Below are 17,005 nucleotides of genomic sequence, written 5' to 3' on the forward strand. Positions count from 1 at the left end.
TTGCTCCGTTAGCGGTGGCTGGACATGAACTGCTTGCAGCGCGCGGACTGCGGGTTCCCGAAGACCTGCTCGGGGGAACCCTGTTCCTCGACCAGGCCCTGGTGGAGGAACACCACCTCGCTGGAAACCTGGCGGGCGAAATTCATTTCGTGGGTGACCAGCAGCATGGTGCGGCCTTCTTCGGCCAGCGCGCGGATCACGTTGAGCACTTCCTGGACCATCTCCGGGTCCAGTGCGGAAGTGGGCTCGTCGAACAGTATGACCTTGGGCTGCATGGCCAGGGTGCGGGCAATGGCCGCACGCTGCTGCTGGCCGCCGGAGAGCTGCGCGGGGAAGCTGTGGCGCTTGTCGGCGATGCCGACCTTGGCCAGCAGGGCCTCGGCGATCTCGATGGCTTCGGCGCGGCTCTTGCCCAGCACGCGGCGCGGCGCCTCGATGATGTTGTCGAGGATGCTCATGTGCGGCCAGAGGTTGAAGTTCTGGAAGACGAAGCCCAGTTCGCTGCGCAGGCGGTTGATCTGGCGGTTGTCGGCGGCGACCAGCGCCCCGTCCTTGGCCTTCTTCAGCTTGAGTTCTTCGCCGGCGACGATGATCTGGCCCTGGTGCGGGTTTTCCAGCAGGTTGATGCAGCGCAGGAAGGTCGACTTGCCGGAACCCGAGGAGCCGAGAATGGAGATCACGTCGCCTTCGCGGGCGGTCAGGGAAATGCCCTTGAGCACTTCCAGGTCGCCGTAACGCTTGTGCAGGTTACGGATTTCCAGTGCGGGTATGGCCTCGGCCATTGGGGGCTCCTCTATTGTTGTTCGGATGCTTCGCGGCGCGCCGCGGCAGGGGGTAGGGCCTTCCTGGCGAACGCAACCTATCACGCGACCCGGGGGGCGCCAAGCGTCCGGGGGCCGCGCCGGGCCTGGATGGTGGCATCTTGTCGCATTGCCGCAGTGCCTTGTCGCCTGGGCTGAACACCGGGGGCCCGGAAGCCTGGCGAGGGGGCCGGCGAAACGAGGGGCGCGATAGTGCCAGCTTCGCCGGCGGGGGAAAAGACCGCAGGCCCCGACATTGGTCGGGGCCCGGGTTCACTGGGTGATCTGCGGCTCGGCGGCGTTGCTGTCGCGGCTCTCTTCGTCGAGCTGGTCGAGCTGGCCGGCCATCAGCGCCGGGCGGCCACCGATGCGCGGGCCGGGCAGCACGCTGCCGTCGGCCAGGCGGGTGGGATGCTCGCTGGCATCGATGGCCGATTTGCGCGGCTGCGTCTGCACGTGGAAATCGGTGATCTCGATGATGCCCTTGCCTTCGGCCAGCAGGTGGAAGGAGAAGGCCTTGCGCGCCCGCTCGTTGTCGAAGCCGAAGGTCACCTGCAACGGCTTGTCGCGGGTCAGCAGCGGGAACTCGGGGATCGGCAGGTTCACCGGGCGCTCGAACTCGCGGGTCTTCAGCTGCACCCTGGCGCCGGCCTTGTCCATCTGCAGGGCGCGGATCTTCAGGCTCACGGTGGTGTGGCTGTCGGCCGGGAACTCCAGGTACTGGGCGCCGATCAGGTTGTCGGTGTACTCGTTGGTGACCTGCGGCTTGATGCGGATCTTCTCCTGGGTGGCGAACTGGTATTCGCGGCCCATCGGGTTACCGATCACCGAATGATCCAGGATGCCCGCGCGGGCGGCGACCAGGCGCGCATCGCGGCCGCTGAAGCGGCCGACGAACTGGGCGCTGTCGGCGATGAAGCCGTCGCTCTTGTAGCGCCGGCAGACCTGCTGGAAGTCGCATTCGGTGAAGGTCTGCCTGCCGTCGTGGAAGCGCAGCATACCGTTGGTGAAGGAGACCATCTCGCGGCCCTTGTCGTACTCGCGGAACAGCGAGCGGCCGGAAACGTCCTTCGGCGGAGTGAAGCCGAAGTAGTCGAGGATCGAGGCGTCCATGTCGACGTGGCCGTAGACGCCGCTCTTCACCGGCGGCAGCGCCGCCTGCTCGGGGGCCAGCACCAGGTTCAGGCCCCAGGACGAGGCCAGGCGCACGTTGTCGATGCCGTGGGATTCGTCGGAGGTGACGATCACCAGGGTGTCCTTGAGCACGCCCTGTTTCTCCAGGCCGGCGAGGAAGGCATCGACCGCGTCATCCAGGTAGCCCACCGCGGCCTGGCGCGGGGTGGGGTATTTGGCCAGATATTCCGGGGTGGCCGAGTAGGGCTGGTGGGTGCCGACGGTGAGCAGGGTGAGCATCCACGGCTTCTTGTTCTTGCGCAGCTCGCCGACGTAGTCCAGCGCGCCCTCGAAGAAGGCCTTGTCGTCCATGCCCCAGGCGAACTCCAGGTAGGGCTTCTTCTTGAACCAGTCGCGGCCGAGGGTCTTGTCGAAGCCCATGGCCGGCATCACCTTGTCCTTGGCCATGAAACGCAGGCCGGCGCCCTGCAGGAAGTGGGTGCTGAAGCCGTGCTGGCGCAGCTGCGCCGGCAGGCACTCGGCGGCGCGGCCGGGGTTGGACAGCAGCTCGACGCCCTTGGGCGTGCCGTTGTCCAGCTTGCTGTAGTCGCCGCAGAGCAGGGCATAGAGGCCGCGGATGGTCTGGTGGCTGTGCACCACGTAGTCCGGGGTGGTCATCGAGCGTTCGGCCCAGGCGCTGAGCCTGGGCATCATGGATTCTTCGTAGCTGCTGCTCAGCGCCGCGCGGTTGGTCGCCACGTAGGCGCCGGGGATGCCTTCCATGGTGATGATCAGCACGTTCTTCGCCGTGCCCGGGCCGGACAGCAGCGGGGTGCCGGAGAGGTCGAGCTGGGTCAGTCCGGTGACGTCCGGCGGGGTGTCGCCCTGGTCGCCGGCCAGCCAGTCCTCGGCGGCGAGCTGGCCCTGGCTGGCGACGCCGGCCAGCAGGCGGTGCGGCAGGTTGAACTGTTTCCACACGTCGACGTCGTTGGGGATCACGTACTGCAAGCCGAAGTGGGCGCCCAGCAGGGCCACCGGCACGGCATAGGCGAAGCGCGACAGGCGCTGTTCGCGGCGCCGCCACAGCACGGCGCAGAGCACGATGGCGCCGAGCAGCGCGCCGGCCAGCCACGGGTGGGCGATGCCGCCGCCCTGGGTGGAGTTGCCGACGAAGGTCGGGTCGGCCATGAAGTGCAGGTCGCTGGGATCGGGCATGCGGCCCACGGCGCTGACCAGCTCGGCGTTGCCGATCGTCATCAGCGCCCACAGCAGCATGATCGGCAGGGCTACGAACAGGCGCAGGCGGTGCAGCAACAGGACCAGCAGGCTGCCGGCGGCCAGATCCGAAAGATAGCCATAGAGGTTGCCCCAGCCAAAGGCATGGCGGCTGGCCAGCGGGATCGCCAGGAACAGGATGGCAAGCGTCGCGAGGTTGCCGCGTTGTTGCCACCAGCGTTTTAGAGGATGCACGAGCACTCCCTTTTCAGGCATCGAGGGCCTGAAAGTATCCCATCCCTCGGGCGGAAATCATCCGGAATGTCATCATTCTGAAAAAACGTTGTGCTACGCGCCAGTAGACAACGGAAACCGCGGGAGTTTCGCCGGCCGGGCGACCAGTGGCGGAAGCGCAGCCGTGATCGGCTGAGGGCGGAAATGCAAAAGGCCCCTGGTTCTGGTGTACGCAGGGGCCTTTCGGAGTCTTGGTGCCAGGGACGGAATCGAACTAATCGCTACAGGTAGAGTGATTTCTGGGTTTGGTTGGTTTGACTTCGTGTTGATACCCCCAAATATACCCCCAAAACGAAAAGTACCCCCGCCACTGCACTTTCCGGGCAGTGGGGTGTGCTCAGTTTTGAGCGGACCGGCAGGGGTGCAAAAGTTTTGCAGGCCTCATCAGCGGAAGTCTCCGCCGATCTCTCCATCACACCGGCCGAGATTTCGGCCTATCTCGCCAGGACACCCGCTGAGCTTTCAGCCGATCTTCCAGGCCACCAGTAGTGGATAGGCAAAAGTTTCGTAGTGGGGATGCCGGGAAAACCTCCGGCACGTACGGGAGCCAACACCGGCAGGGCGCCGGTTTTACGAGACTCTCGTAAAACAACGGATATCGTGGTTTTGCCCTGCGGCCATGGGTCTCCACAGATTATGGAGACCCATGGCCTGCGGGGGATGCTGTTCCGGCCTCGCCTGAGGATGAACAGATGGTCCAGACCTGGGCCATCATCTGCCAATCGTTTAGGTCTTGTCTTCGGCGTAGATCGAGGCGCTGATGATCGCGCCGCCCCAGCGCCGTTTGCCGTAGCAGAGCGGAACCGGGTTACCGCTGGCGGTGGTGTTCTTCGCGCTGCCGAAGGCATAGCTGGGTAGGTTCGCGGGGGCGGCCGACTGGCTCAGGCCTTTGGGTTGTGGGCTCATCATCTGAACCACTCCGCCGAGGGCGAGGGCAGCGCCTGGGCCGAACGTGGTACCGCCGTTGAAGAACCCGGCCACGATCAGCGCTACACCAACGACTGTTTGCAGCAGGCCGGCGCGTTTGCTCCCGGTCAGCACGGGGACAATCCGAACCTCACGGGTGCCGCTGGCTCCAAGATCGTCCTGGCCGATGTTCTTGCGGTTGCGGAAGATGGCGAAGCGCATACCCATGTTTTGCAGGCGCTGAATGGCTTCCTTGAAACCCGGCAGCGTATTACGCAAAGCGCTGAACGCCTCCTGCACCGTCCCCGTGTCGAGACGCCGGGGGTGCTTTCTGCCGAACTCGCGGATGAGCGGCCCGGATAACTTGATGATGGTCATCTGGCTGCAGTCAATTGCGGTATCCATTAACGAATCCTCTCAGTAGTTAACATTTGAGTTAACAATCTCGATTCATGGCATATCTCTGGAGCCCAGACTGGGCGGGCTGCGCAGCGATTCTGCGCCAGGGGATGGATGTTAACGGTGTTAACAAAAAAACCTTGGGGGTGGAAAAAATGTGCGAATGGGATCGGAGGCGGTCTAGGTACGCGCGAAGCTCCATATTTGGACCGCCCCCTCCCTCGGGGTTGTTCGGTGCCTGCCGCCAGCTCATTTGGAGTATCGCTTGGTGAGCTGCGCAGGCTGTCGGGGTTGACTCGGGGGCACTCGCCGACTGATCCCCACCAGGCACGCCTTACGGCAGCCCTGGCCGCTTTGCTATTTAGGGCGCGGTCAGATCAACAGAGCGCACGGCATCCTTGGCAAACACCGCGAGGCCGGCGCGCAGCTCAGCCAGCAGCGTCACCAGGTTGGTGACCAGGTTGTCGCGGTCGAAGCGGCTGGCGATAACGGTCGGTTGCATGCGGTCGAGGATGCGCACGTGCGCCGGATCGATGAGCAAGCTCTTCCCTCGGGCGAGGCTTGGGCTTTCCACCACGACGTTCTTCCACAGGGTGGCGTTTGCAGGGTCTTGGGGGCCGCCCAGCAGGTAGAGCCCGTCTGCGCTCTTGCTGGATTGAATGGCGAACCAGTCCATTGGGTTCATCAGCACCACGCTCGGCTTCCATCCCTCGGACTTCATCGCCGCGGCTGCCTCGCCTACTCGATCCGTCGGAGTTGTGGCGATGGTGGGGACGTAGGGGATCGCTTGCGCCAGCAGCCCGAGGATTTTCCCGGTCCCACCAGCGCCGTTGATGATCTCGCCTTCCAGTTTGGACAGCAGGCCGTAGCCCAGGAGATTGGCGATGTAGGAGCTAAGAGATGCTTCATCATCCAATACCTGGACGGATGCGCGGGTCCAGTGCGCAATGGTCTGGACGTTCGTCGACGCCAGTTCCAGGCCGAGGTTCGATTCGGCTTTGAGCTCACCTTCTTTCAGTTGATAGTCGGCATTGTTCTCGAAGCTCTCCAGCTGGGTGAACTCGTAGGTTCCGCCGCTCACCGGGATGGTGGAGAGCACCTCGAGCAACTGGAAGGCCAGGCGCGGGTCGTTCTGAATGCCGGTGCCGCGCTCTGCCTGGACGCTGTATTCGCTATCGCCTGCTTGTCCACGCCCCGAGTTGACCAGCGCTTTGATGCTGATGCCAGGAAGCTCTACACGCCCCGAGTCCTTGGCGCCACCGCGCATGGCCTCCATGCCTTGGGACTTGGTGAAGGTTTGCAGTGCGGAAGTAGTGGTGGCGGGTCGGGCGCCGCGCAGCTTGACGCCCTTCATTTCCAGATCCGACAGACGATCAAGTGCCTCCTCGATCTTGGTTTGGGACTGATCCACCTTGCCAGCCAGGTTCTTCACGACAGCGCCGTGGTCTTCTACTGCCTTGGTCAAAATTTCAATAGACATAGTGTTTCCTCAGAGACCCCGTAGGGTCGCGGTGATGTTCTGCAGGGTGGCCGCAATACGGGCCAGTTCTTCGCTGTTGTCGCCGAGCTCATCTCGAACAAGGCCATTCCAGCCGCCCGCCATAAGCCGCTTGGCTTCGCGAGCAGAAAGCCCCAGCGCATCACGCGCGGCGCGTTCAAAGTCCCGAGGGTTCGGGCAGGTCGGATCGAAGGCGCATTTCACGCTGACGATCCGGGCATTAGGGTTAGCGGCAATGCCCACCAGGGACACTTCCACCAGGTCGATTTCCTTGAGCAGCCGGACGCCATCGCGAATCTCGGCGCCTGCTGCGGGGACGGTGTAACCAATACTCAGCGCCAGGGCGCCATCCTTTGCCAGGGCATGGGCCGCCTTGGCTTGAGGTGCATCCATAGTTAACCGGCCTTCCGCGCGTAGCCCCTGGGCGTCTTCCTGGAGCGAGCTCCAAACGCCAAGTGGGTTGGTCTGGTCGTGTTGCCAGAGCATGGCCGGACGAGTGCCGGCGGCGGAGTGCTTGGCCAAGCTCTTGGAGAAGGCGCCGGGCAATACGATATCGCCGTGGCTGTCAGGTTCTTCGTCGAAGGTCGAGGCGTAGCCGGTGAAGCTTCCAACCGCGCTGTCGGCGGCGAGCTTCAATTGCAAAGGTGCGGTATGGAATGGGCGCATTAGCGATGTCTCCAAGGGTGCAAATGGGTTTTCTCATTTGCCGCTCGAAGCGCATCACGCGCATCTTGACGGGAGCCCAGCACGTCACGCGCTGGGCTGTATGAGAATACAGTAATTTCGGTATTCATGGTGCTACCTCTGCATCAGGCCAGCGCCAGCGGGCGGCCTCCAGCGCTTCGGTATGGGTGATTGGCTCGCCGATCATCGTGCAGAGCGGTTTCCCGTCCTTGGTGATTTGCCAGTGGCAGCGGCGTTCCTGGCCATCGTTGGCCGCCAGTTCGGCGAGCAGCTCCAGGCGATGGGCGCGGACATACTTGCGAACGTCATCGGTGACCATTCCTTTGGGGCCGATGACTACCCGCATTCCGACCTTGCGGACGGTCAGCCCCTGGATGCGGAGAAAGTCGATGGCGGCCATCAGAAACCCTCCTCATCCGGACCAATGTCGTCGCTGCCGGTCTCGACACATGCAGCACCGTCAACTTGCTCATTGCCTGCGAAGGTGCTCACCTTTTCCCGAAGGTGCTCACGGTTTTCCCTGAGCACCTTCGGCTTTTCGTTGAGCATCTTCGGCGGTTGGTGAGCAACTTCGGTGCCCAGTTGCCAGCACCATCCGCTACCCATTCCCTGCTTTTTCGCTTCGGCACCGATTACTTTCTGAGCACGCCGGACTGTGGCCCAGGCATGGCCTGCTCCATCCGCATCCGCCTTGACCTGCTTGGTCGGTACTGGGCCGGCTGCCAGCAGGTCGCGCAGAAAGTCGCAGGCCTCGTCCAGCTCGGAGCGCTCGTTATCGTCACCGGTCGACTCCACATCGCCGAGGATTTCCCGAGCAGTGCCATCGATCTTGTCGCCCCACAGCACGCGCGTGGTTTCGATCGGGCCGTGTTCGCTCTCGATCGTCGCTGGCTCGATGGTGTAGGAGACGCCGCCCTCGTCTACGCTGATGTTCGACTTCGCCCGCGCCAGCACGCGCAGGTCAGAGTCTTCCTGCTTGGCTGCCACCAACACCGTGCGCGCCAGCGCTGAGAACGCCTGCGAGCCAACCACGCGCTCGGCAGGTGAGCCCCCAGCCGTACCCTTGGCGAAGTGAGAGATTCCCACCACGGCGCAGCGGTTGGCCTCGGCAAAGTCCACCACACACTGGAGTGCCCGTCGGACATCGTTGGCCTTGTGCATGTCGCCCTTGATCGCGCTGACGATGGGGTCAAGCATCAGCAGCGAGACGCCACCAATCTGCTTGGCGGCTTCCGTCAATAGGTCGATATCCGTGGCGGGGTCGAAAGGCTCCACCTCACCTTGTGGGCCAATGCGACCCTGCAGGATGTGCACCCGGTGAAGGTTCGCCCCTGCGGCTGCCAGGCGCGGAACGATGGTGTCCGCGGGATCATCTTCACTGGACCAGATGATTGCGTTGCCGGCTTCCGCACAGCGCTCACCGTCGGGCCAGCGGCCCGCACTGGTGAGGGTGGCGATAAGGCCAATGAGCAGCGTGGTTTTACCCGTACCACCAGCGCCGGCCAGAATGTGCAGCTTCCCCTTGGCCAACCAGCCAGGCCATAGCCAGCGGATGGCGACAGGCTTGATTGAGGCGGCGCTGACGGCATTGGCGCGCCAGGCCGGCGACTTGCTCGCGGGCGCCACAGGCGGGGTCATAATGATGGCTGTCGAGTCGCTCATTGAGCCGCCCTCCAGCAGTGCAGGTCGTTGAAGTCGGTCAGGTGGGGCGGAGCATCGGCAGGCCAGGCCGGGAAGGTGACCAAGGCGCCAGAGGCTAGAGCGGCAGCCGTTGCAGCGGCGCGCCCAGGGTTGCCCGGCGTCTGCCGGTCGTCATCACCGGCAATCACCAGCTCCACCAGGTCGCCGTACTTGGCACGCAGCGCCAGCGCTACCGGCTTCAAGTTGCCGGCATTCATCGCGCAGGCGACGGGGCTACCGGTGCTCTCGTGAAGACTGGCGCCAGTGGCCCAGCCCTCGACCAGATACAGGCGCCGGCCGGGAAAAATGCTGCCCAGGGTGGAGTAACAGCCACTGACTCGGCCGCCTCGCAGGAAGCGCTTGCGGCCGTCGGCGCCGATGCGTTGCAGGTTGGCCATCACGCCGCCCAGATACAGCGGCACCAGCAGTTCGTCCCGGTGCTGGCGCAGGCCGTAGGAGCGAACCTGCTTGGCGATCAGGTAGGGATGGCCGGGGTCAGCGCGTCGTGCGCTATTCCACCAGCGGTGGGAAAGATCGGCGGCCTGTTGCTGGCGCTGGTGCTGCTCGGCCTCACGCTCGCGCCGACATTGCTCAATCCGCTGGCGTACCTGCTCGGCCTCGATGGTGGTCAGCTCGCCCTTGCTGCTCCAGTTGTGTGCTTCACCGGTCTTCCAGCTACCGAACGCGCCAGCGGCCAGCACATCGGCGAACAGCACATACCAGCCGTTGCGGGAGCCCTGGCGGTCACCGGGAACGTAGAAGCGATGAATCTCGCCGTCTGCCAGCGGTAGCCAGTCGAGCCGCCCGAACACACCTTGCAGGCTTTCGCGGAAGTGGATTGCGCAATCACTCATGGCGGCGCCCTCCCTTGGTCAGCATCACTGACAGAAGCTCTCGGGAGCGCTTGCAGGCATCCACCAGTTCCAGAGTCAGTGGCGAAGCTTCCGGCTCATGCCAATGGATCTCCCGCGCCCTGGCGTTGCGGTAGGTGCCACGCAGCAGATCGGAAGACGTCCGAGCCTCGTCGTAGGTGAAGAACGGCCCGTCCACCATGAGGCTTTGGCCGTTGCGGGTGGCCCGGACCTCGTAGAACACGGCCAGCCCGGGCACCTTTTGACTTTTCTGTAGGCAAGCCGATCCCGTCGGCGCAGAGGCACCGTTTTTGATGGTCATAGTGTTTACTCCGGGAGGGTTTCTGCAGCGTCGAGCTGGTTTTGCAGCTCAGTGGCTCGGCAGTCGGTGTAGTTGGCTAGATCGTCTGCCAGGTACTGGGCCAGGCCAGCGAGGTCCATCGCACGCCTAGCGCGAGCCTCCAGCATGGCCTCGCCGTACTCCAGCTCCCCCTGAATGGCGCATGCCAGCGCGGCGAGCCATTTGGCGTGACACTGGTCGTAGCGGATCTGCTCGATGGCGTCATCGGCGATGTGTGCGAGTTCGGGCCTGCTCATTGCGCACCCCCTTCCCTTACCAGCTCGGCAGCCGTACACAGGTCATAACCCGCGCCCTTGATGTAAATCGCCATGACGGCGACTGCGTTGGCCAGGCCAGTGATCTGCCGGTAGTCAAGGTGGTGCTCACTACCGTCGGCGCCGAGAAGGTCTGACAGCGTTTCCAGTTCCAGCCCGGCACAAGTCAGGTTGCTGCCGATGGAGTCGGCGAGTTGGATGACGTTACGCATGGGCCACCTCCTGAGCTTCCAGGGCGCGAGCACGGGACATAGCTTCGTTGTAGCGGCGAAGGCGAACGGAGAGGCTGGAATTGCTGCGGAGGGCCGCTTGAGCACGGGCGCGCCAGGCGGCGGCATGTGATGCGGACGGATTGCGGGTAGTCATGGGTGAAGCTCCAAGTTTGATGTGGAGCTGCCACCGCTCGCGGCCAAGCGAGTTAGGGAGGCAGCTGTACGCGGGTTGGCCGACCGGGAACTTGGCACCCGGCACACCCGAAGGTGTCCCACGCACAGCCACCATGACACAGAACTGCGGGCACAAAAAAAGCGCCTGCTGCTGGTTGGGGCGCTTATGCGCCAAGTTGTGCGACCGGCCAAGGTCGGCCACGGGATTGACCGTGACGGGCAAACCATAGCGCCGGCAGAGGATCAGTGCAAGAGCCTTCATGCGGACACCTTGTCGCGCTGGGCTACCAGGTTGTCACACCACGCAATTACCTCGGCCTCGATCCAGACTACGGACTTCGGGCCAAGGGTGACTTGGGCGGGGAAGGTGCCGGCAGTGATACGGCGGTAGATCTCGGAGCACGACAGGCCGGTGATTTCTTCGACGGCCTGGCGCTTGATGAAGCGGCGAACGGGTTGGGTATTGCCGGTTGTGCTTGCCATCGTCTGCGCCTCCTTGGGCGTTCTTGGTAACGATGGCTTGATGGTCGTCCGACCGGTGCTGCTAAAAAATTGGGTATCCGTTACAGCAAAGGGGGTTAGCGCAACGGAAATCCCATTATCCGTTACGGATGCGGTGATTTCTTCGCACGGCCGCCGCGCCTGGCGTACTCCGGGGCAACTGGCTTGATCCAGTCCTTCACCGTTTCCGGTAGCTCAGGGAGATCAACTGGTCCGAACTCCTGCGCCAGCTGCCGATATACCAGGTCTGCCATGGCGCTGATGCGGATCTCATGCGGGTGATCGGCCTCCCACTTCTGGGCGGCGATCTCTCGTGCTCTGTCGATCAGGCGTTGAACGGCTCGCGCCTTCGACTTCAAGCCCTTCATCTTCGATTTTTGCTGGTCGGCGATGGCGTAAACCATGTCGATGCGGGAACCAAGAGCGGCGAGCAGCAGCATGCTCAGGCCGTGGCGTAGGGCAAAATCCCTGTCCTCATCGCCTTCCACGGCCTCTGAGAAGCGTAGGAAAGCCTTCCTGATCAATCCTGCATCCTCTTCGCTCCCGCTGCGGAAGAGCAACGCTGCGGCATCCTGGAGACTCTCCATGCTGGAAAGCGCCACATCGCCGTCGGCTGGTGTGAAGATCAGGTCAAACACTTGGTTGAAGAGCGGATCGAACTGACGTCTGGCAGGGGTGTTCTCCTCGTCCTCAATCTCCTCAGGTGAGCGGTTCTGCCGCTCATTGATCTGACCCTGAATGCTCTGCGCCGCAGCGCTGATACGGGCCTGCTCTTCTGGGGACAGCTCGTCCCACTTCTTGAATGCCAGCTTATCGACCATCACGCGCTCCTGATGGCTGCGACGTTGGCGCTAGCGCGCAGGGCGTCAATAGAGTCGGCCCAGGCTTGCATCATTCCTCGACGCTGCTCTAGGTAGGTGGCGTGGTTGTAGGTGTCCCGAATTTCGTCCGCGTCACCATGTGCCAACTGGCGTTCAATCCAGTCGCGGTTATAGCCGCGGCCGTTCAGTTCGGTGCTGAGCAGGTGGCGAAAGCCGTGCCCAGTTTGGCGCGCCTCGTAACCCATCAGGCGCAGCGCCTTGTTGATGGTGTTCTCGCTCATCGGGCGCTCGGCGTTCTGCTGGCCAGGGAAAAGCAGGGTGTAGCCGCCGGTTATCTCGTGGAGTTGGCGCAGGATCGCCACGGCTTGGCGGGGCAGGGGTACTACATGCGAGCGGCGTGCCTTCATGCGCTCTTTAGGGATTGTCCAAGTGGCCGCCTCGAGGTCGAACTCGCTCCAGGGCGCAGCGCGCAGTTCACCAGGTCGAACCGCCGTCAGTATCAGCAATCGGATAGCCGACCGGGTGAAGGTATGTAGTTTTGCGGCCTCCAGCCTTTCCAGCAGCTCGGGCAGCTCCGCGAACGGAACATGTGGATGGTGGCGGGCGGCTTTTGCTGGCGCCGCAATGACGTCCAGGTCAGTGGCGGGGTTGCTCTCCACCACGCCCCGCGCCAGGCCATAGCGGAAAATCTGGTGCAACCATTGGCGGATCTTGCCGGCGGCGTTCAGGGTGCCGCGCGCTTCCACCTTACGCACCAGGTCCACCAGATCGGGCCGGGTGATGCTGGCGACAGCGCGTGAGCCAATGCCGGGGATTAGATCGTTCTCGAGGTACAGCCTGGCCTTGTAGGCGGTGCTCTCCGCCCAGCGAGGGGCGTTGTAGGCATACCACTCCCGCGCCAGCTTCTCGAAGGTCAGCTCTTCGGCCTTGCGCGCTTGCTTGGCGGCTTTCTTCTGCTCGCCCGGGTCAGCACCTTGTGCAAGCTGCTGACGGGCTTCGTCGCGCTGCTGACGGGCCTGCTGGAGGGTGACCGCTGGGTAGGCGCCGAACGACAGTCCCTTTTCCTTCCCGTCCACCCTGTATTTGAGGCGCCACAGCTTTGATCCGTTGGGATTGATCAGCAGGTACAGACCTTGGGTGTCGCTGAGCTTGTAGGGCTTGTCCTTGGGCTTAGCGACCTTGATGGCGCTGTCAGTCAACGGCATAGCTGCTTCCCTCCAGATTTGCTGGTAGGCAGGAACGGTTGGAAGCGTTGGGGTATTGCTGAAAGCGCCGTGGTGTCTAGGTTTGCGCTCATTCTGGGGGCGTTATCCATGACCGAACTGGTGATTCCACCAGATATACCCCCAATCTTTTGGGCATACAAGGGAACGACCGGGAACGCTGGACAACAAAAAACCGGCTCAAAGGCCGGTTTTCTGGGGCTTTCGGGTGGTTTTGGGGCCACCTGAAAATTATTAGTGGTGCCCAGGGACGGAATCGAACCGCCGACACGGGGATTTTCAATCCCCTGCTCTACCAACTGAGCTACCTGGGCAACGTGGCGCGCATTAAAAGGGTTTTCCGAAGGGGTGTCAAGCGTGTCGCGAAAAAATTTTCAGTTAATACCGGAGCTTACGCGCTCGGCGGGACGTAGCCGTCGGCCTGGGCGTATTCCTCGCCGGAGAGGAACTTGTCCATCTCGCCCTGGAGGAATTTGCGGTCCTCGGCGTTCATCATGTTCAGCCGGCGCTCGTTGATCAGCATGGTCTGGTGCTTCTGCCACTCGTCCCAGGCCTGCTTCGACACGTGCTCGTAGATGTCCTGGCCCTTGGCGCCGGGGTAGGGCGGGCGATCGAGGCCGGGCAGCTGTTCTTTGTACTTGCGGCACATCACCATTCGGCTCATGTCATCTCTCCTGCATTCAACGCGTCGGCTGCCCGCTTGAGCAGCTTCTTGACCGGGGCCGCGAGACCGAGCCGCGGCGGGGTGGCCAGGTTATACCAGAGCCAGTCGCCCTCGGCCACGCCGCCGGCTGCGTCTTCCACGCGCACCAGCCAGGGCTCGATGGCCAGCTGGAAGTGGCTGAAGGTATGGGTCAGGCCGGGCAGTTCGTGGCGCTGCCCCAGGCGCAGGGCGTGCTGCGCGGCGAGCGGGTCGAGCTGGGCGAGGTCGTCCAGTTCCGGGAAGCTCCACAGGCCGCCCCACAGGCCGGTGGACGGGCGGCGGTAGAGCAGGATGGCGCCTTCGCGGTTGGCCAGGATCGGCATCAGCGTGCGCCGCTGCGGCAGCTCTTTGCGCGGCTTGGGCACCGGGTAGGCGCTTTCGCGGCCGAGCAGGTGGGCGCGGCAGCCTTCGCTCAGTGGGCACAGCAGGCAGCTGGGCTTGCTGCGGGTGCAGAGGGTGGCGCCCAGGTCCATCATCGCCTGGGTGTAGTGGTTGACCCGCGCGTACGGGGTGAAGCGTTCCGCCGCTTCCCACAGCTGTTTCGCCACCCGGGGCTCGCCCGGGTAGCCGTCGCAAGCCAGGTAGCGGGCCAGCACGCGCTTGACGTTGCCGTCGAGGATGGGCGCGCGCAGGCCCATGGAGATGCTGGCGATGGCCCCGGCGGTGGAGCGGCCGATGCCGGGCAGCTCGGTGAGCTGCTCGACGTCGCGGGGGAATTCGCCGCCGTGGCGCTCCATCACCAGCTTCGCGGTCTTCTGCAGGTTGCGCGCGCGGGTGTAGTAGCCCAGCCCGGTCCACAGGTGCAGGACTTCGTCCTCGGGCGCGGCGGCCAGGTCGGCGACCGTGGGCAGCGCCGCCATGAAGCGGTCGAAGTAGCCCAGCACGGTGCTCACCTGGGTCTGCTGCAGCATGATTTCCGACACCCACACCCGGTAGGGGTTGATGTCGCGCTGCCAGGGCAGGTCATGGCGGCCGTGGCGGTCGTACCAGTCGAGGACCGCGGTATTGAAGCGTTCGGGGGTCATTTCTTCTTCAGCAGGTTCTTCAGGGCGTCCTTCAGGTCGGGGCTGACCTTGTCGCCGAATTTCTCTTCGAGTTTTTCGTTCAGGCGCTGCCCGGCCAGTTGCCCGGCGATGCGGCCGATGCCTTCCTGGTCCAGGCGGCAGGCCTTGGCGCCCAGTTCCAGCGGGCCGCGGCAGCGCAGCGGCCATTCGATGCCGACGTAGCGCTTGTTCACCTCGCAGGCCGGGTCGGGCATGTCGCTCTTGTCGCCTTCGATGATCACGCCGACGCGGTAGTCCATGCCCAGTACGCGCAGGTCGAGGTCGCCGTCGCCCTTCACCGTCAGGCCGGGCACCGCGACGCGCAGGTCGGGGTTGCTGGCCACGCCGTTGTGGAAGGTCAGGCTGCCGTTGAGCTCGCGGAAGGGCGTGTCCTTGCCGCCGTGTTCGGCGCTCAGGCTCTTCCGGTTGAGGGTGGCGATGCCGCGGCACAGCTGCTCTTCGAGGTTGGCGTTGAGCAGCACGCCCTTGCTCAGCTTGAAGTTGGCCTTGCCGTTGAGGTTGTCGATCCAGGCCTTCTGGCTGTTGCCCTGGGTGGTGATGTCCGCGTCCAGGTTCAGCAGGCCGGTGACCGGCGGCTTCTGGCCCTGGGCCTGGAGGAGTTTTTCCACCGGCACGCCTTCGATGTGCTTCTGCGCCGCCAGCAGCGCCACGTCCTGGCGCACGTCGAGGCTGGCCTTGGCGTTGAAGCGGCCGTCGTAGAGTTCGCCGCGCATGTCGTCGAGGCTGAACTGGCCGTTCTGCCCGCGTAGCTTGAGCACGGCGTTCTCGATCGGCAGCTTGTCGAGGGTGAGCTGGCCGAGGTTCAGGTTGAGGTCCAGGTCCAGCGTGCGCAGCTTGGCCAGCGGCAGCAGCGGCGCGTCGCTCCAGGCCTGCTGGGTGGGGGCGTTGGGCAGCGGGCTGTCGCCCTTGCCGGTGGCGCTGGCGACGGTGGCGTCGACTTCCGCCTTGCGGCTGGCGCTGGCCGCCTCGGCGCCTTTGGCGGCCTTGGCCGGCAGGTAGCGGTCGAGGTTCAGCTTGTCGCCGCTGAGCTGGGCGCGCACGGCCTGCTTGGCGATGTCGGCCAGGCCCAGGCTGCCGCTGAAGCTGCTGTCGTCGAGCTTGAGCTGGATGTCGCTGAGGTTGACGGCGTTGCGGCTGCCGTCCAGGCGCGCGGCCAGTTCCAGCTTGGTCAGGGTGTTGCCGTCGGCCATCTCCGGCAGCTTCTGGCCGAGGCCTTCGAGGAATTCGCGCAGGTTGAACGGGGCGATGGACAGGCCGCCGGTGAACTGCGGCTCCTTGTCGAGGTTGCGCGCCTTCAGCTCGCCAAGGGCGCGCAGCTGGTTGATCGACAGTTTCAGGCCGTTCCATTCGGCGACCTGCGCGGCCTGGTCGAGCAGCAGCTGGCCCTGGGCGGAGAAGGTCGCGGTGCGGCCCTGCAACTGGTCGCCGGCCAGTTCGCCGGAGAGCTTGGCGTCTTCCAGCTGGTAGCGCTTGAGCGCGCGGTCGAAGCGCAGGTTGCCGGTCAGCTCGGTCTTGGCGCGGGTCACCGGCTGGTTGGTGCCCAGGTAGGCGTTGAGCTTGAAGGGGATGCTGCTGCCTTCGCGGATGGCGCCGGTGTTCAGGTCCAGGCCTTCGACGGTGTACTGCTTGCCGCTCTGCTCGTCGCTGTAGTCGATGCGCGCGCCGCTGACGTTGAGGCTGTCGATGTCCAGCTTCATCGGCGTGGAAGCGGTTTCGGCCGGCGCCTTGGGCGCCTCGGCGGGCGCGCTGGCCTGGCCGGCCGGCGCGGCGGGGGTGGCGCCGGCGGGCTGGGCCGGCTTGCCGATGTCTTCCCAGTTGCCCTTGCCGGCCTTGTCGCGGTTCAGCGTGAGGGTCAGGCCCTGCACGCGGATGTCGCTCATCTGCACCTCGCGGCGCAGCAGCGGCAGCACCCGCACCGACAGGCCGAGCAGCTGCAGGTCGGCGAACGGCTTGTCCGGGCTGCGCACACTGGCCACGCTGGTGTCGTGCAGCTCCAGGCCGAGCCAGGGGAACAGGCTCCAGCCGATGTCGCCGCGCAGGTCCAGCTCCAGGTTGGCCTTGTCGCGGGCGAGCTGGCGGATCTCGTCCTTGTAGTCGTTGGGGTCGAAGAAATGGGTGAGGATGAAGCCGGCGGCGACTACCAGTAGCAGCAGGGCGAGGACGGCTATGCCCAGGATCTTGCCGAACGCTTTCATGGACGGGTCCTTGTTCTGGCGGCGGGTGAATTGGCGGGAGTATATCAATGCGCCCGC

At 64.3% G+C, this 17,005-nt stretch carries 19 protein-coding genes and 1 tRNA gene; 1 reads left to right on the forward strand and 19 read right to left on the reverse strand.

What is annotated here, in order from left to right:
* Positions 1–8 precede the first annotated feature (8 nt).
* The 15 genes from RN02_RS24655 to RN02_RS24720 form a co-directional block, all read right to left on the reverse strand.
* Positions 9–782, reverse strand: a complete 774-nt coding sequence (locus RN02_RS24655; RefSeq protein WP_043268338.1) for an ABC transporter ATP-binding protein — start codon at positions 780–782, stop codon at positions 9–11.
* Positions 783–1,073: 291 nt separating this feature from the next.
* The gene (locus tag RN02_RS24660) at positions 1,074–3,383 is read right to left on the reverse strand and encodes an LTA synthase family protein (protein ID WP_043317563.1); all 2,310 of its coding nucleotides are present in this window, start codon (positions 3,381–3,383) and stop codon (positions 1,074–1,076) included.
* 765 nt (positions 3,384–4,148) lie between these two features.
* Positions 4,149–4,733 (reverse strand): tail assembly protein, encoded by a 585-nt coding sequence (locus tag RN02_RS24665; RefSeq protein ID WP_043317565.1) that lies wholly within the window; start codon positions 4,731–4,733, stop codon positions 4,149–4,151.
* A gap of 355 nt (positions 4,734–5,088) precedes the next feature.
* Entirely contained in the window at positions 5,089–6,207 is a 1,119-nt protein-coding gene (locus tag RN02_RS24670; protein ID WP_043317567.1) for a phage major capsid protein, read from the reverse strand.
* 9 nt (positions 6,208–6,216) lie between these two features.
* Positions 6,217–6,891 carry an HK97 family phage prohead protease gene (locus RN02_RS24675; protein ID WP_043317569.1) on the reverse strand — a complete coding sequence of 225 codons (675 nt, stop codon included), beginning with the start codon at positions 6,889–6,891 and terminating at the stop codon, positions 6,217–6,219.
* Between the two features lie 124 nt (positions 6,892–7,015).
* Positions 7,016–7,309, reverse strand: a complete 294-nt coding sequence (locus RN02_RS24680) for a hypothetical protein (RefSeq protein ID WP_043317571.1) — start codon at positions 7,307–7,309, stop codon at positions 7,016–7,018.
* Positions 7,309–8,571 (reverse strand): AAA family ATPase, encoded by a 1,263-nt coding sequence (locus tag RN02_RS24685; RefSeq protein WP_082033883.1) that lies wholly within the window; start codon positions 8,569–8,571, stop codon positions 7,309–7,311. The genes RN02_RS24680 and RN02_RS24685 overlap by 1 nt, the downstream gene beginning before the upstream one ends.
* A complete protein-coding gene (locus RN02_RS24690) occupies positions 8,568–9,443 on the reverse strand; it encodes a toprim domain-containing protein (RefSeq protein ID WP_043317574.1) in 876 nt (291 codons plus the stop codon). The genes RN02_RS24685 and RN02_RS24690 overlap by 4 nt, the downstream gene beginning before the upstream one ends.
* Positions 9,436–9,762: a hypothetical protein gene (locus tag RN02_RS34035; RefSeq protein WP_052267847.1), complete on the reverse strand. Its 327-nt coding sequence runs from the start codon at positions 9,760–9,762 to the stop codon at positions 9,436–9,438. The genes RN02_RS24690 and RN02_RS34035 overlap by 8 nt, the downstream gene beginning before the upstream one ends.
* 5 nt (positions 9,763–9,767) lie before the next feature.
* Complete coding sequence (locus tag RN02_RS24700; protein ID WP_043317576.1) at positions 9,768–10,037, reverse strand: hypothetical protein; 270 nt, start codon at positions 10,035–10,037, stop codon at positions 9,768–9,770.
* Positions 10,034–10,267, reverse strand: a complete 234-nt coding sequence (locus RN02_RS24705; protein WP_043317578.1) for a hypothetical protein — start codon at positions 10,265–10,267, stop codon at positions 10,034–10,036. Before RN02_RS24705 ends, RN02_RS24700 begins: the two co-directional genes overlap by 4 nt.
* Positions 10,260–10,703 carry a hypothetical protein gene (locus tag RN02_RS34040; RefSeq protein ID WP_082033884.1) on the reverse strand — a complete coding sequence of 148 codons (444 nt, stop codon included), beginning with the start codon at positions 10,701–10,703 and terminating at the stop codon, positions 10,260–10,262. The genes RN02_RS24705 and RN02_RS34040 overlap by 8 nt, the downstream gene beginning before the upstream one ends.
* On the reverse strand, positions 10,700–10,924 hold the full coding sequence (locus RN02_RS24710) for a helix-turn-helix transcriptional regulator (protein ID WP_043317580.1): 225 nt from the start codon (positions 10,922–10,924) through the stop codon (positions 10,700–10,702). Before RN02_RS24710 ends, RN02_RS34040 begins: the two co-directional genes overlap by 4 nt.
* Positions 10,925–11,046: 122 nt before the next feature.
* Complete coding sequence (locus RN02_RS24715) at positions 11,047–11,763, reverse strand: hypothetical protein (protein WP_043317582.1); 717 nt, start codon at positions 11,761–11,763, stop codon at positions 11,047–11,049.
* Entirely contained in the window at positions 11,763–12,968 is a 1,206-nt protein-coding gene (locus RN02_RS24720; protein ID WP_043317584.1) for a tyrosine-type recombinase/integrase, read from the reverse strand. Before RN02_RS24720 ends, RN02_RS24715 begins: the two co-directional genes overlap by 1 nt.
* A 108-nt stretch (positions 12,969–13,076) precedes the next feature.
* Here RN02_RS24720 and RN02_RS33785 point away from each other — a divergent pair, with 108 nt between their 5' ends.
* On the forward strand, positions 13,077–13,214 hold the full coding sequence (locus RN02_RS33785) for a hypothetical protein (protein WP_161796261.1): 138 nt from the start codon (positions 13,077–13,079) through the stop codon (positions 13,212–13,214).
* Positions 13,215–13,224: 10 nt separating this feature from the next.
* On the opposite strand, the gene RN02_RS24725 is transcribed toward RN02_RS33785, so the two are convergent.
* From RN02_RS24725 to RN02_RS24740, 4 genes are all read right to left on the reverse strand, one after another.
* A tRNA-Phe gene (locus RN02_RS24725) sits at positions 13,225–13,300 on the reverse strand.
* A gap of 77 nt (positions 13,301–13,377) precedes the next feature.
* Positions 13,378–13,650 (reverse strand): oxidative damage protection protein, encoded by a 273-nt coding sequence (locus RN02_RS24730; protein ID WP_009613840.1) that lies wholly within the window; start codon positions 13,648–13,650, stop codon positions 13,378–13,380.
* Complete coding sequence (mutY, locus tag RN02_RS24735) at positions 13,647–14,714, reverse strand: A/G-specific adenine glycosylase (protein ID WP_043317586.1); 1,068 nt, start codon at positions 14,712–14,714, stop codon at positions 13,647–13,649. Before mutY ends, RN02_RS24730 begins: the two co-directional genes overlap by 4 nt.
* Complete coding sequence (locus RN02_RS24740; RefSeq protein WP_043317588.1) at positions 14,711–16,948, reverse strand: AsmA family protein; 2,238 nt, start codon at positions 16,946–16,948, stop codon at positions 14,711–14,713. Before RN02_RS24740 ends, mutY begins: the two co-directional genes overlap by 4 nt.
* Positions 16,949–17,005: the final 57 nt, after the last annotated feature.

This window comes from Pseudomonas sp. PI1 (assembly GCF_000812405.1).
GTDB lineage: Bacteria > Pseudomonadota > Gammaproteobacteria > Pseudomonadales > Pseudomonadaceae > Pseudomonas > Pseudomonas citronellolis.

Bases quoted from the DNA above. Each gene is read 5' to 3' on its own strand.
- RN02_RS24685 (WP_082033883.1), bottom strand. From the start codon at position 8,571: ATGAGCGACTCGACAGCCATCATTATGACCCCGCCTGTGGCGCCCGCG.
- RN02_RS24705 (WP_043317578.1), bottom strand. From the start codon at position 10,267: ATGCGTAACGTCATCCAACTCGCCGACTCCATCGGCAGCAACCTGACT.
- RN02_RS24720 (WP_043317584.1), bottom strand. From the start codon at position 12,968: ATGCCGTTGACTGACAGCGCCATCAAGGTCGCTAAGCCCAAGGACAAG.
- RN02_RS24715 (WP_043317582.1), bottom strand. From the start codon at position 11,763: ATGGTCGATAAGCTGGCATTCAAGAAGTGGGACGAGCTGTCCCCAGAA.
- RN02_RS24675 (WP_043317569.1), bottom strand. From the start codon at position 6,891: ATGCGCCCATTCCATACCGCACCTTTGCAATTGAAGCTCGCCGCCGAC.
- RN02_RS34035 (WP_052267847.1), bottom strand. From the start codon at position 9,762: ATGACCATCAAAAACGGTGCCTCTGCGCCGACGGGATCGGCTTGCCTA.
- RN02_RS33785 (WP_161796261.1), top strand. From the start codon at position 13,077: ATGACCGAACTGGTGATTCCACCAGATATACCCCCAATCTTTTGGGCA.
- RN02_RS24690 (WP_043317574.1), bottom strand. From the start codon at position 9,443: ATGAGTGATTGCGCAATCCACTTCCGCGAAAGCCTGCAAGGTGTGTTC.
- mutY (WP_043317586.1), bottom strand. From the start codon at position 14,714: ATGACCCCCGAACGCTTCAATACCGCGGTCCTCGACTGGTACGACCGC.
- RN02_RS24740 (WP_043317588.1), bottom strand. From the start codon at position 16,948: ATGAAAGCGTTCGGCAAGATCCTGGGCATAGCCGTCCTCGCCCTGCTG.
- RN02_RS24655 (WP_043268338.1), bottom strand. From the start codon at position 782: ATGGCCGAGGCCATACCCGCACTGGAAATCCGTAACCTGCACAAGCGT.
- RN02_RS24700 (WP_043317576.1), bottom strand. From the start codon at position 10,037: ATGAGCAGGCCCGAACTCGCACACATCGCCGATGACGCCATCGAGCAG.
- RN02_RS24730 (WP_009613840.1), bottom strand. From the start codon at position 13,650: ATGAGCCGAATGGTGATGTGCCGCAAGTACAAAGAACAGCTGCCCGGC.
- RN02_RS24680 (WP_043317571.1), bottom strand. From the start codon at position 7,309: ATGGCCGCCATCGACTTTCTCCGCATCCAGGGGCTGACCGTCCGCAAG.
- RN02_RS24670 (WP_043317567.1), bottom strand. From the start codon at position 6,207: ATGTCTATTGAAATTTTGACCAAGGCAGTAGAAGACCACGGCGCTGTC.
- RN02_RS24710 (WP_043317580.1), bottom strand. From the start codon at position 10,924: ATGGCAAGCACAACCGGCAATACCCAACCCGTTCGCCGCTTCATCAAG.
- RN02_RS24665 (WP_043317565.1), bottom strand. From the start codon at position 4,733: ATGGATACCGCAATTGACTGCAGCCAGATGACCATCATCAAGTTATCC.
- RN02_RS34040 (WP_082033884.1), bottom strand. From the start codon at position 10,703: ATGAAGGCTCTTGCACTGATCCTCTGCCGGCGCTATGGTTTGCCCGTC.